Genomic DNA, 12,796 nt, shown 5'->3' with positions numbered 1-12,796 from the left:
AGAGCGGTGATTTTTGCCGCTCTTTTTTGATCTAAATATAACAACAAAGGAGCAAACACAATGAAAAACGTACTTTCGATCCAATCCCACGTGGTCTATGGTTTTGCGGGTAACAAATCCGCGACTTTTCCAATGCAGTTGTTAGGCGTCGATGTATGGGCATTAAATACCGTTCAATTTTCTAATCACACGCAATACGGAAAATGGACAGGCATGGTAATTCCGCAAGAACAAATCCGAGAAATTGTGACCGGACTCGATAACATTGAAAAACTACAAGAATGCGATGCCTTACTATCAGGTTACTTAGGATCTGCGGAACAAGTTGATCAAATTCTTTTTGCTTTAGAACAAATCAAACTGCGTAATCCAAATGCACTTTATTTATGTGACCCAGTGATGCCACATCCGAAAAAAATCTGCGTTGTTGCTAATGGTGTTCGCGAGGCTCTTATTGAAAAAGCGATTCCAGTGGCGGATATTATGACACCAAACTTACATGAATTGCGTCAGCTCACAGAATTCCCAATTAATACCTTTGACGATGTATTAAAAGCAGTGAATGCGTTGATTGCAAAAGGCGTGAAGAAAGTTCTCGTTAAACATTTAGGCAGTGCAGGTAAAATCAACGATCCTGATACATTTGAAATTATTATGGCAACCCCAGAGGGCGTTTGGCATTTAAGCCGTCCACTTTATCAATTCAACTTTGAACCAGTGGGCGTGGGCGATTTAATCGCTGGGACATTCTTAGCAAATTTACTCAATGGAAAATCTGATGTAGAAGCCTTTGAAGCGATGAATAACGAAGTAGCAGGCGTAATGAAAACCACCTTTGAACTAGGTTCTTACGAATTACAACCGATTGCCGCACGTTTTGAAATCCTCAATCCAAGCAGCAATTATAAGGCTGAAAAAGTTGTCTAATGGACTTACTTTCAGACATTGAAAAACAACTCAAACAAACCTCTGCTCAAGGGTTTCTTATTGCCTTGAGTGGTGGTTTGGATTCCTCTGTGCTTCTTTCTTTATTTGCAAAACTTTGTCAAAAACAACTGCACTTGCAAACTTTATCTTTACGAGCAATCCACATTCATCACGGATTAAGCCAAAACGCAGATAATTGGGTCAAACACTGCCAAAACTTATGCGATCAATTTCAAATTCCTTTGATTATCGAGCGAGTACAAGTAGATAAAACCAATGGCATTGAGGCTGGAGCTCGTGAAGCACGCTATCAAGCCATAAAAAAACATCTTCAAACACAAGAAATGCTGGTTACAGCGCATCATCTAAACGATCAAACAGAAACGTTTTTCTTAGCGCTAAAACGTGGCAGTGGGCTACAAGGTTTAGGCGCCATGCAACAACAAAGTGTATTATTCGGAATGTCAATTTTACGCCCATTGTTAAGCTTTACTCGCTCACAGTTAGAGGATTATGCGCAAAAAGAAAAACTTAACTGGATTACAGATGAAAGTAATGAGGATAATAGATACGATCGTAATTTCTTGCGCAATGAAATTTTGCCTGAATTACGTGAACGCTGGGCTCATTTTGATTTAGCCGTACAGCGTTCTGCTCAACATTGTTTTGAGCAACAACAGTTAATTAATGATTTATTGAGTGAAGTCTTTGCAGAACATTGTCAAATTAAAAACCAATTTAAACTGTTCCAATTTCGCCAATATTCACCCGTAAAACAGACCGCACTTTTGCGTATGTGGCTTGCCGAAAACCAATTTGAAATGCCAAGTAAACGCCAACTTACACAACTTATTAATGATGTTATTTTAGCAAGGGAAGATGCGAATCCTCAGTTTCAGCTTGTAAATAAAGTCATTCGACGTTATAAGGACAGTTTATATTTAACTAAGCCGTTTTCTGATCTAACCAAATGCATCCTAAAATTAGAACAAAACACGCTAAGTTTACCTGATAATTTAGGCAATCTCACAGTTCAAGAAAATGAACACAATCTGATTTTCTACTGGCAGGATTACTCTGTTACGCTAGAAAAAACGGACTTGCCTATTTCTATTCGCTTTGGCTATTCTGGAAAAATTAAACATCATCCGAAACGCCCAAGAGAAGATATAAAAAAAATTTGGCAATCACTTGATATTCCCCCTTGGCAGAGAAATCGAATTCCACTTATTTTTTATGGTGATGAATTAAAAAGTGCGGTAGGTTTTTTCTGTGTTTTTAAATCAAATGAAAAATGATAGAAAACCAACCGCACTTCATGTCATTTCTTTGATAGAATCAGAAACTATGGTTTTTAGTGATAAATAAGGAACGTAAATGTTTGATTCTCTTGTTGTTCAGTTTGTCGTGTTATGGGCTGTGATTGATCCTATCGGTTCCATTCCTGTTTATCTTTCGAAAACGATTGGTTTTTCATTAGATGAACGTAGGAAAATTGCGCGTAATGCGGTGATTATTTCAGCCGGTATTTTGCTTTTCTTTTTGATTGGTGGGCAAATTCTTTTTGAAGCGATGAAGGTGCCTTTACCTGCATTCCAAATTGTGGGTGGTTTAGTGCTTTTTTTATTTGCTTTAAGTATGATTTTTGGTGAAAGTAAGCCAGAACAAGAAATAAAGATGAAGGTGAATATTACGGAAATTGCGGTTTATCCTCTTGCGGTTCCGTCTATTGCCTCGCCGGGTGCAATGATGGCAATCGTACTTTTAACTGATAATCATCGTTTTAATCTTACCGAACAATTTATTACGGCGGGAATTATGTTAGCAGTATTATTAATCACTTATTTATTATTACTTGGTGCAAATCGCATTCAACATTTTATTGGTAATGCCGGGGCTGCAATTATTAGTCGTGTGATGGGATTAATTTTAGCGACAGTTGCCGTGAATAATGTGTTAATTGGTTTAAAAGATTTTTTTGTACAAATAGCATAGTTAGCAATTTTCTTTCATAATTTTAGGACAGACACCGAATTTGGTGTCTGTCTTTTTTATTATGTTTTATAAGCGTTCTTTTTTAATCAAGGATAATACAAATAAAAATGCAGAGCATATTACAACAGAAGGACCTGCCGCAGTATCGTAAAATACTGAGAGTATTAAACCACCAATAATGGAAAGCATGCTGATTATGGTGGCATAACACACCATTGATTCAGGGGTTCGTGCAAAACGACGTGCAGTAGCGGCAGGGATGATCAAGAGTGATGTAATGATTAATGCGCCAACAAATTTCATACTAAGTGCGATTGTAAGAGCGGTTAAAATCATTAAAACAAAGCGCATTTTTTTTATATTGATACCTTCTACTTGGGCAAGTTCAGGCGATACGGTTGTAGAAAGTAAGTCATGCCAAAAATATACTAAGGCCACCAGTACAATGATAACACCTATACCAATATAAATAAGATCGGTATAGTTAATTGCTAGTAAATCACCAAATAAATAACTCATTAAATCAACACGAACATTTTTTAATAATCCTACCGTTACTACCCCAAGAGATAAACAGCTGTGAGCAATAATTCCAAGTAATGTATCAATAGAAAATTGTGTGTTGCTTTCTAACCATACCATTGCAATGGCGAGAATGAGGGTAAGTATAATGATTGCGATATAGGGATTTACTTGAAAGAAAATACCTAAGGCCACGCCAAATAATGCGGAGTGAGATAGCGTATCACCAAAGTAAGCCATTTTCCGCCATACCACGAAAACACCGAGTGGGGCAGTAATAAGTGAAAGTAAAATGCCTGTTAGAAAAGCGGGAAATAAAATTTCAAACATTATTTATCCTTATTTTGACAATGCACAGCTGATGAATTACAACCGCACACATCCCCGTGTAAGGTGTGGTGATGATTGTGATGATGGGTATAAAAGCCGACATTTTGTGTGAGCTGATTTCCCCATAAACGCATAAATGTTGGATCATTTGAGAGAACATCGGGTGTACCTGCACAGCAAATATGTTGGTTAATACACAATACTTCTTTACTATCCGCCATCACAATGTGTAAATCGTGTGATACCATCAATACGGCACAATTTAATTTTTGTTGGGTCTGATGAATGAGCTGATAAAGCTCTGCTTGACCCGTAATGTCTACACCTTGGGTGGGTTCGTCTAGTACAAGTAAATTCGGTTTATTTAAAATTGCACGTGCTAATAATACGCGTTGCATTTCACCGCCAGAAAGTTTTTGCATATTACTTTTGCGTAAATGTGAAATCGAAAGTTGCTCAAGTGCGGTAGATATTTCTTGTGTTTTGAGACCTTTTTTTAGTGAAAGAAATCGCTCAACCGTAATAGGCAAACTATGATCCAAATGGATTTTTTGTGGCACATAGCCAATGCAAACATTTTTACTATAAATCACTTCACCGGAAGTGGGTGTTTGTAGTTTTAACAAAGTTTTTAATAACGTTGATTTACCACCACCATTTGGCCCAACAATAGTGATAATAGAATTTGGATAGATATTTAAATTGATATTTTGTAATGCTGTTTTTTGTGAAAAAACGACACTAATGTTTTTTAGCTGAATTAATGGGGGGAAATCAGGTTGACTGTGAATAGCTGTTATATTCATAAAATCGCCGTGCTTTTGAGATTAGCTAGTCAAAATAGCGCATTTTGATCGATTCCTCAAGAACTTATGCTTTATGATGAATATTTAGGCGTTTGATTGAGACTTTTTCAGGTAAAATGAATTTTCTTTTTAATTTGCAGTCTGAGTGCTGAAAACTTTTTAATTTTAGGAAATCCTGTGCAACACGTAAAATTAGCTCGAGATAGACGGAAAAAGCGTTCTCGCATTAAAGCGGGCGTTTTTTTTATTGCTATTTTGCTGATTTTTACTGGGATTTTACTTACGCTTAAAGATAATGTTGAAAACCATTCTGAATCCAGTCAAATGATGCCGACTGTTGTTGATGGTGTGGCATATCAATCTTTGAACTCATCACCTAAGGATGAGACGATTACAACGCATCCAGTTTCTCATGATGAAGCAACCTCTTATGATGATGAATTACAGGCTCATGATGATGAGGTTGAAGAAATAAAACCATTCTTAGATGATTTGGATGATCTTCCACAAAATGCCCAAGATGCACTAAGTGGTTTATTAGATGCAGCTGATCAGGCTATTCGAATTACCGATCAATTTAGCCATACCGTTACAAGTGGTGATACTTTAAAAGATGTACTTGAACTTTCTGGTTTGGAAGATGATACTGCAAAGCGTTTAATTGACACGGATTCTCAATTGTCCCATTTGAATGCAGGCCAACAAATTTATTGGATTTTAGATAAAAATGATAATTTAGAATACTTAAATTGGCTTGTTTCAGAAAAAGAAGAGCGAGTTTATGAGCGTTTAGAAAATGGAACGTTTAAACGTCAAGTTATTGAGAAGAAAAGTGTTTGGCGGAAAGAAGTATTAAAAGGTGAGATTAATGGTACTTTTTCCGCAAGTTTGAAAGCGCAAGGATTGGATAACCGTCAGATTAATCAACTAACAACTGCACTTCAATGGCAAGTGAGTATTCAGAAATTGAAAAAAGGAACTAAATTTGCAATTTTAGTTTCTCGTGAATATTTAGGTGATAAATTAACTGGACAAGGTAACGTTGAAGCGTTGCACCTTTCATTTGAAGGTAAGAGTTATTATGCTGTGCAAGCAACAAATGGCCGTTATTATAGCCAACAAGGGGAGACTCTAGGCAAAGGTTTTGCTCGTTATCCATTGCAACGCCAAGCGCGGGTTTCTTCACCATTTAATCCGAATCGTCGTCATCCGGTAACTGGACGTATACGACCACATAAAGGTGTGGATTTCTCTGTTCCACAAGGCACACCGATTATCGCCCCTGCAGATGGCGTAGTTGAAAAAGTAGCTTATCAAGCTGGTGGTGCAGGTCGTTATATTGTTGTTCGACATGGTCGAGAATATCAAACGGTTTACATGCATTTAAGTAAGCCACTTGTGCGTGCAGGACAAGAAATCAAAAAAGGGGAAAGAATAGCACTTTCAGGTAACACTGGCATTTCAACAGGCCCACATTTGCATTATGAATTTCATATTAATGGGCGAGCAGTTAATCCGTTGACGATTAAATTGCCAGGCACAAGTAGTGGAATGGGCACTGCTGAACGGAAACAATTCCTTGTTCGCGCACGTGAAGCAGAGCGAATGTTAAAATTATAGTCATATAAAGTGCGGTCAAAATAGACCGCATTTTTATTTTTTTTGATGTGTAAAATAATATTTACACTTTGCTGTAAACAAACTATCATAACCACATATTATTTCTCTCATATTTCCGATATATGACAACCTTCAAATTTGATCCTCAAAAACCTTTCGATTGTTTTATTGTGCAAAGTGAATCCATGAGAAGTGCGGTTGAAAACGCAAAACGTTTTGCTATGTTTGATGCGCCTTTGTTAATTCAAGGTGAAACTGGGACTGGAAAAGATTTGTTGGCTAAAGCCTGCCATTATCAGAGTTTACGTCGTGATAAAAAATTTATTGCAGTAAACTGTGCGGGTTTGCCTGATGAAGATGCCGAAAGTGAAATGTTTGGTCGAAAAGTCGGAGACAGTGAAACCATCGGTTTTTTTGAATATGCGAATGAGGGAACTGTATTACTAGATGGCATTGCTGAACTTTCATTGGGTTTGCAGGCTAAATTATTGCGTTTTTTAACGGATGGATCTTTCCGGCGAGTGGGTGAGGAGAAGGAACATCATGCAAACGTACGAGTGATTTGCACATCACAGGTTCCACTTCATTTGCTTGTTGAGCAAGGTAAAGTTCGTGCTGATTTGTTTCATCGCTTAAATGTTCTCACTATTAATGTGCCACCATTACGTGATCGAATTGCGGATATTGAGCTACTGGCACAAGGTTTTTTACAGGAAATCAGTGAAGAATTAAAAATTGCAAAACCAACTTTCGATAAAGATTTTCTTCTTTATTTGCAGAAATATGATTGGAAAGGGAATGTTCGTGAGCTTTATAACACTCTTTATCGCGCTTGTTCGTTGATAAAAGATAATCACTTAACTACGGAAAGTTTAGATCTTGCTCCTCCACAAAGTGCGGTGATTTCTTTGGATAAATTTGAGAATAAAACCTTAGATGAAATCATTGGTTCTTATGAGGCACAAGTCCTAAAATTATTTTATGCAGAATATCCAAGCACGAGAAAATTAGCTCAACGTTTAGGTGTTTCGCATACTGCGATTGCGAATAAATTGAAACAATATGGAATTGGAAAATAATTTTCTATAAATTAGCCATTGTCTGATTGTATTTTAACATCTGCTAACTTAGAAAATTGCTTACATAACTTTAACCACATAATTTTATCAATCTGTATATCTAACAAGAATTCTCCTTGTTCAGAAATTTGTTCATGGCGTACACAATCAAGTTGATAAAAAGCATGGCGAAGTTTGCCTTCATGTGGTTGTAAAGTTAAAGAAAGAGAAAGTATCTCGTTTTTTAACCGCACTTTAATGGCTTCAAACAATAAATGAATACCCAGCTCATCTTGCGCGGAGAGATAGACTGCAACGGGCTGATTTTCATCATTGTATTCGATATGCGGTACAACATTTTCCAACAAATCAATTTTGTTATATACCAATAGAACAGGCACTTCTCCTGCACCAATTTCTTCTAGCACATCATTGACTGCATCGATATTTTCTTGTTTTCGCGAGTCAGCCGCGTCAATCACATGGAGTAATAAGCTGGCCTCTACCGTTTCTTGTAAAGTCGATTTAAAGGCTGAAACAAGATCATGAGGAAGCTGTCGAACAAATCCTACCGTATCCGCTAAAATTGTCGTACCCACATCTTGAATCTGTAATTTTCGTAAAGTGGGATCTAATGTTGCAAAAAGCTGATCTGCTGCATAAACCTTTGCATTGGTTAAACGATTAAATAAGGTTGATTTCCCTGCATTGGTATAGCCAACAAGTGAAATCGTTGGAATGTCTGCTTTTTGGCGTGTTTGGCGATTTTGATTGCGCTGTTTCTCCACTTTTGCCAAGCGATTTTGTAATTGAGAAATGCGCACTTTAATCAAACGACGATCAGTTTCTAATTGAGTTTCACCTGGTCCTCGTAATCCTACCGCACCTTTTTGTTGATCTAATCCTGTTTTGCGACGAACTAATCGAGTCGATAAGTGTTTTAGTTGCGCAAGCTCAACCTGTAATTTCCCCTCATGAGATCGTGCTCGTTGGGCGAAAATATCTAAAATGACGCCAGTGCGATCGACCACTCGACAATGACATAAACTTTCTAAGTTACGTGTTTGTGCTGGGGTTAATTGATGGTTAAAAAGCACAACATCAGCATTATGTGATTGCACCGCATCTGCAATTTCTTGAGCTTTACCCTCGCCTACAAAATATTTAGCTTGAGGAGTGCTACGGCTTGTGGTGATAGTATCTAATACATCCACATTGGCAGAATCAGCGAGTAGCAAAAACTCTTGTAGATCATCAGTATTTTTATCTTGCGCAAAGAAAACGTGAACCACAATGGCGGTATCACGCGTTTTTTCAGATTGTTGGGATGAAGAAAGTGCGGTTGAAATTTCCAGAGAATTTTCAACCGCACTTAATAAATATTGATTATCCATTGATGGAGCTGTGATTATTCTGCTTGAGTTTCCACGCTTTCAACGGCTTCAGGTGTTGCTACATGATGGCTGCTATTGTGATGAGAAACTGAGCGTGCAGGCACAACAGTTGAAATTGCGTGTTTATATACCATTTGGTTCACAGTGTTTTTTAATAAAATCACAAATTGATCGAATGATTCAATTTGACCTTGAAGTTTGATTCCATTTACAAGGTAGATTGATACAGGAATGCGTTCGCGACGAAGCGCATTTAAATAAGGATCTTGTAAAGATTGTCCTTTTGCCATTTTGCTATCCTTTGTTGTCGTTATTATGAAATTTTGGTGATAGAAACGAGTTGTCTCCGTACGCAAGTGTAGCAATAAACACAAATGTTGTCTATTTGCTTTCCCGTAACTTTTGCAAAATTGCTTTCATTTTATGATCTAGTGGCGCATTGAAACGTAGGGTTTCGCCATTTTTAGGGTGCTCAAACCGAATTGAAAAGGCATGCAAGAATAAACGGTTCAATCCCAACTCGCTCATTTGTTTATCAAAATCTTTATCACCGTATTTATCATCTAATGCAATTGGGTGTCCAGCATATTGTGTATGTACGCGAATTTGATGTGTACGCCCTGTTACTGGTGAGGCCTTCACGAGCGTAGCATTTGTATAGCGTTCTTCAATGCTAAATCGGGTTTCAGATGGTTTGCCTTGCTCGCTGACACGCACAATACGCTCTCCGCTGGATAATTCATTTTTCAAAAGAGGTGCTTGAACAACTTTTACATGGGATTGCCATTGCCCTCGAACTAACGCTAAATAATCTTTTTGAACGGTTTTGACACGAAGTTGTTCATGCAAATTACGTAATGCTGAACGTTTTTTAGCAATTAATAAAATGCCTGATGTATCGCGATCCAAACGATGAACTAGTTCTAAAAAGCGCGCTTCTGGACGCAGTGCTCGCAAGGCTTCAATCACGCCAAAATTTAAACCACTTCCACCATGCACTGCGATTCCTGAAGGTTTATTTAAAACAATCAAACAATCATCTTCAAATAAAATTTGGTTTTCAAGTGCGGCGACTTTATTGAGATTTTTTGAAATCGAAGTATCGTTTTTTTCAGCCACACGCACTGGCGGAACTCGAACGATATCACCTGTTTGAAGTTTATATTCTGGCTTAATCCGGCCTTTATTTACCCGCACTTCACCTTTCCGCACAATACGATAAATTAAACTTTTAGGCACACCTTTGAGTTTTGCTAATAAATAATTATCGATACGTTGGCCACTTTCATCTTCACTAATTGTCAGCATTTTTACTGATGAATTAATGATTCTTTCATTTTGTTCAGTCATATTTTTCTCTTTTGGCAGACTAAGCGGAGTTTGTTCCTTGAATTTATTCTTATTTGTCATTTACTTCACTGTCTGGAATGATATGGGGATAACCACCCAAATCCTTTAAATGATTGACCATATAACAGAATAATTCTGCTGTACGTTCGGTGTCGTATAGCGCGGAGTGCGCTTGCTTTCCATCAAACGGAATTTTAGCGGCAAGACACGCCTTAACAAGAACAGTCTGACCAAACATTAAGCCTGCTAAACTTGCGGTGTCAAACATTCCAAAAGGATGGAAGGGATTTCGCTTTACGCCAGTACGTTCAGCGGCAGCCATCACAAAACTTTGGTCAAAAGCAGCATTGTGCGCCACAATGATAGAACGTTGGCAATCTGCATCTTTTTGTCCTCGACGTACCATTTGAAATAACCCCGTGATTGCATCGAGTTCAGACACTGCGCCACGTAGTGGATTGTGAATATCAATGCCATTAAATTTCAAGGATTCTAGATTAATATTTGCCCCTTCAAAAGGCTCAATATGAAAATGGCACTTCTGATCAGGATGCAAATAACCATGTTCATCCATTTTTAATGTGATTGCGGCTAGTTCGAGTAACGCATCTTTTTTTGCATCAAAACCTGCAGTTTCAACATCAATAATGACCGGGAAATAGCCACGAAAGCGATTTTTTAATTGGTTGTGATAAGGGATTTCTTGAGAATCGGACATAATCTATCTCTTAAAAATAAAATAACGTAGGAATCCCTACGTTATTAAAAATACAATAAAAATTGACCGCACTTTAGTTGCCTAAACCAGATTTAGTACTTTTGTTTTCGATAAATTCAATTTTATAACCATCTGGATCTTCAACAAAGGCAATGACGGTTGAGCCACCTTTAACTGGTCCAGCTTCGCGAGTAACGTTACCGCCGCTTGCGCGAACTGCTTCACAAGTCGCATAAATATCATCTACGCCGATAGCAATATGTCCATACGCAGTGCCCTGTTCATATTTATCTACGCCCCAGTTGTATGTTAATTCAATTTCTGCAGCGCTTTCGCCATCTTCGTAACCTAAAAATGCAAGCGTATATTTATATTCCGGGTTTTCACTCGTACGCAATAAACGCATACCTAAAACATCTTGATAAAATTTAATAGAGCGGTCTAAATCACCTACTCGAAGCATTGTGTGTAAAATTTGCATTTTGTTTTCCTTTTTTATTGGGTTGGTCGGTATTATAACATAGAAATTTTTAAATAGACTTAGGACGTAATTCATCCCAGAAATTAGAGTCGTTTAAATAACGAAAATGAACTAATCATTTGAAGTGGTCGGAGCTCTGTTCCATATTCGGCTTTGGTAATCTGTTTCTCGTTGTAGTGGCCTAGCTATTACAAGGATACGACAAGTTGTAAATTATTATAGGAGAACAAAGATGTTTTCATTCTTAAAAGCATCTCCTCCAGCACCAAGAATTGAAAGTTCTAGAACAGATGCCGAGTATAAAAAATTACGTTGGCAGGTATTTGCTGGAGTATTTATCGGGTATGCGGCTTATTATCTTATCCGCAAAAACTTTTCTTTAGCCATTCCTTATCTTATTGATGAATATGGCTTTACTAAAGCTGATTTAGGTACAGTTGGGGTAGCGTTATCACTGGCTTACGGTTTTAGTAAGTTCATTATGGGGAATATTTCTGACCGAAGTAATCCTAAATATTTTATTACCATTGGTTTATTAGGTTCAGCATTAGTGAGCTTAATTTTCGGTTTAGTGCCAGGCGTACTATCCTCTATTCCATTGATGATTGTGTTAGCTGCATTAAATGGCTGGTTCCAAGGAATGGGATACCCGCCAGGTGCAAAAACAATGACCAACTGGTTCTCAGTTTCTGAACGTGGTGTGTGGTGGAGCTGGTGGAACGTATCACATAACTTAGGTGGTGGTTTAATCGGCCCATTAGCGCTCCTCGGTTTATCGATTTTCGGCGTATGGCAATCTTTATTCTATTTACCCGCCTTAATCGCCATTGTATTAGCATTCATTATGTTCTATTTAATGCGCGATACACCTGAGTCTCAAGGATTACCGCCGGTAGATGAATGGAAAGGTGAAAAAATCGTAGAGAAAGTTGAATCAGCTCACACGCTTTCTTCTAAAGATATTTTTATGAAATACATCATTAATAATAAGTTTTTATGGGCGATTGCACTTGCGAACGTATTTGTGTATTTCATTCGTTACGGCATTATTGACTGGGCACCAACGTATCTAAAAGAAGTGAAACATTTCTCTGTAGATAAACAAAGCTGGGCATATTTCCTTTACGAATACGCAGGTATCTTTGGTATGCTTGCTAGTGGTTATTTAAGCGATAAAGTCTTCAAAGGCCACCGTGCACCGCCGATGTTATTATTCCTAACCGGTGTATTAATCGCGATTATTGTTTATTGGAAAAATCCAGAAGGAAATCCACTCGTAGATAATATTTGTCTTGTTGCTATCGGTTTCTTAATTTATGGTCCAGTAATGATGATCGGGCTTCAAGCAGCAGACCTTGTGCCACGTGTTGCAACAGGTACAGCGACAGGTCTAACTGGGCTATTCGGTTACTTATTAGGTTCTGCAAGTGCAGGCTATGTAATGGGTAAATTGGTCGACTTATTTGGCTGGGATGGTGGTTTTTATGCCTTGATCGTTTCTTGCTTCTTAGGATTTGGCTTCATTGCTTTTACCTTACTCCATAAGCCGAATGCGGCATAATTAAGGTTAATTACATATAAAAAGTGCGGCCAAA

Annotated in this window: 13 protein-coding genes; 6 read left to right on the top strand and 7 right to left on the bottom strand. The window is 37.8% G+C overall.

Going from position 1 to position 12,796, the window contains the following annotated elements:
* Nucleotides 1-60: 60 nt before the first annotated feature.
* The 3 genes from pdxY to A9501_RS06900 all read left to right on the top strand — a co-directional run bounded on the left by pdxY (nucleotide 61) and on the right by A9501_RS06900 (nucleotide 2,922).
* Complete coding sequence (gene pdxY, locus A9501_RS06910) at nucleotides 61-927, top strand: pyridoxal kinase (protein ID WP_065265357.1); 867 nt, start codon at nucleotides 61-63, stop codon at nucleotides 925-927.
* Entirely contained in the window at nucleotides 927-2,225 is a 1,299-nt protein-coding gene (gene tilS / locus A9501_RS06905) for a tRNA lysidine(34) synthetase TilS (RefSeq protein ID WP_065265356.1), read from the top strand. Before pdxY ends, tilS begins: the two co-directional genes overlap by 1 nt.
* Nucleotides 2,226-2,304: 79 nt before the next feature.
* On the top strand, nucleotides 2,305-2,922 hold the full coding sequence (locus A9501_RS06900; RefSeq protein ID WP_065265355.1) for a MarC family protein: 618 nt from the start codon (nucleotides 2,305-2,307) through the stop codon (nucleotides 2,920-2,922).
* 66 nt (nucleotides 2,923-2,988) lie between these two features.
* Here A9501_RS06900 and znuB read toward each other — a convergent pair whose 3' ends face one another.
* Nucleotides 2,989-3,774 (bottom strand): zinc ABC transporter permease subunit ZnuB, encoded by a 786-nt coding sequence (gene znuB, locus A9501_RS06895; protein ID WP_065265354.1) that lies wholly within the window; start codon nucleotides 3,772-3,774, stop codon nucleotides 2,989-2,991.
* A complete protein-coding gene (gene znuC / locus A9501_RS06890; RefSeq protein ID WP_065265353.1) occupies nucleotides 3,774-4,580 on the bottom strand; it encodes a zinc ABC transporter ATP-binding protein ZnuC in 807 nt (268 codons plus the stop codon). The genes znuB and znuC overlap by 1 nt, the downstream gene beginning before the upstream one ends.
* A 177-nt stretch (nucleotides 4,581-4,757) precedes the next feature.
* On the opposite strand from znuC, the gene mepM reads away from it, so the two are divergent.
* Together mepM and A9501_RS06880 are read left to right on the top strand one after the other, a co-directional pair.
* Nucleotides 4,758-6,200, top strand: coding sequence for a murein DD-endopeptidase MepM (gene mepM / locus A9501_RS06885; protein WP_065265352.1), 1,443 nt, complete (start codon nucleotides 4,758-4,760; stop codon nucleotides 6,198-6,200).
* A 122-nt stretch (nucleotides 6,201-6,322) separates the two neighbouring features.
* Nucleotides 6,323-7,279 (top strand): sigma 54-interacting transcriptional regulator, encoded by a 957-nt coding sequence (locus tag A9501_RS06880; RefSeq protein ID WP_065265351.1) that lies wholly within the window; start codon nucleotides 6,323-6,325, stop codon nucleotides 7,277-7,279.
* 11 nt (nucleotides 7,280-7,290) lie between these two features.
* Here the strand turns inward: A9501_RS06880 and hflX are convergent, their stop codons facing one another.
* From hflX to gloA, 5 genes are all read right to left on the bottom strand, one after another.
* A complete protein-coding gene (hflX, locus tag A9501_RS06875) occupies nucleotides 7,291-8,652 on the bottom strand; it encodes a ribosome rescue GTPase HflX (protein ID WP_065265350.1) in 1,362 nt (453 codons plus the stop codon).
* Nucleotides 8,653-8,666: 14 nt separating this feature from the next.
* A complete protein-coding gene (gene hfq / locus A9501_RS06870) occupies nucleotides 8,667-8,942 on the bottom strand; it encodes an RNA chaperone Hfq (protein ID WP_005641641.1) in 276 nt (91 codons plus the stop codon).
* Nucleotides 8,943-9,033: 91 nt separating this feature from the next.
* Nucleotides 9,034-10,002, bottom strand: coding sequence for a 23S rRNA pseudouridine(955/2504/2580) synthase RluC (rluC, locus tag A9501_RS06865; protein ID WP_048952873.1), 969 nt, complete (start codon nucleotides 10,000-10,002; stop codon nucleotides 9,034-9,036).
* 49 nt (nucleotides 10,003-10,051) lie between these two features.
* Nucleotides 10,052-10,720 carry a ribonuclease T gene (gene rnt, locus A9501_RS06860; protein ID WP_065265349.1) on the bottom strand — a complete coding sequence of 223 codons (669 nt, stop codon included), beginning with the start codon at nucleotides 10,718-10,720 and terminating at the stop codon, nucleotides 10,052-10,054.
* A 73-nt stretch (nucleotides 10,721-10,793) separates the two neighbouring features.
* A complete protein-coding gene (gene gloA / locus A9501_RS06855; RefSeq protein WP_005634145.1) occupies nucleotides 10,794-11,201 on the bottom strand; it encodes a lactoylglutathione lyase in 408 nt (135 codons plus the stop codon).
* Nucleotides 11,202-11,433: 232 nt separating this feature from the next.
* Here gloA and pgtP point away from each other — a divergent pair, with 232 nt between their 5' ends.
* Nucleotides 11,434-12,762: a phosphoglycerate transporter protein PgtP gene (gene pgtP / locus A9501_RS06850; protein ID WP_005634143.1), complete on the top strand. Its 1,329-nt coding sequence runs from the start codon at nucleotides 11,434-11,436 to the stop codon at nucleotides 12,760-12,762.
* Nucleotides 12,763-12,796: the final 34 nt, after the last annotated feature.

Origin of the sequence: Haemophilus sp. CCUG 66565, from assembly GCF_001679495.1 — a bacterium.
In the GTDB taxonomy this organism is placed as follows: Bacteria; Pseudomonadota; Gammaproteobacteria; order Enterobacterales; family Pasteurellaceae; genus Haemophilus; species Haemophilus haemolyticus_K.
The sequence above is the reverse complement of the archived record's forward strand: the minus strand, read 5'-3'. Positions and strand labels throughout refer to the sequence as shown.

Bases quoted from the DNA above. Each gene is read 5' to 3' on its own strand.
- pdxY (WP_065265357.1), top strand. From the start codon at position 61: ATGAAAAACGTACTTTCGATCCAATCCCACGTGGTCTATGGTTTTGCG.
- tilS (WP_065265356.1), top strand. From the start codon at position 927: ATGGACTTACTTTCAGACATTGAAAAACAACTCAAACAAACCTCTGCT.
- A9501_RS06900 (WP_065265355.1), top strand. From the start codon at position 2,305: ATGTTTGATTCTCTTGTTGTTCAGTTTGTCGTGTTATGGGCTGTGATT.
- znuB (WP_065265354.1), bottom strand. From the start codon at position 3,774: ATGTTTGAAATTTTATTTCCCGCTTTTCTAACAGGCATTTTACTTTCA.
- znuC (WP_065265353.1), bottom strand. From the start codon at position 4,580: ATGAATATAACAGCTATTCACAGTCAACCTGATTTCCCCCCATTAATT.
- A9501_RS06880 (WP_065265351.1), top strand. From the start codon at position 6,323: ATGACAACCTTCAAATTTGATCCTCAAAAACCTTTCGATTGTTTTATT.
- hflX (WP_065265350.1), bottom strand. From the start codon at position 8,652: ATGGATAATCAATATTTATTAAGTGCGGTTGAAAATTCTCTGGAAATT.
- hfq (WP_005641641.1), bottom strand. From the start codon at position 8,942: ATGGCAAAAGGACAATCTTTACAAGATCCTTATTTAAATGCGCTTCGT.
- rluC (WP_048952873.1), bottom strand. From the start codon at position 10,002: ATGACTGAACAAAATGAAAGAATCATTAATTCATCAGTAAAAATGCTG.
- rnt (WP_065265349.1), bottom strand. From the start codon at position 10,720: ATGTCCGATTCTCAAGAAATCCCTTATCACAACCAATTAAAAAATCGC.
- gloA (WP_005634145.1), bottom strand. From the start codon at position 11,201: ATGCAAATTTTACACACAATGCTTCGAGTAGGTGATTTAGACCGCTCT.
- pgtP (WP_005634143.1), top strand. From the start codon at position 11,434: ATGTTTTCATTCTTAAAAGCATCTCCTCCAGCACCAAGAATTGAAAGT.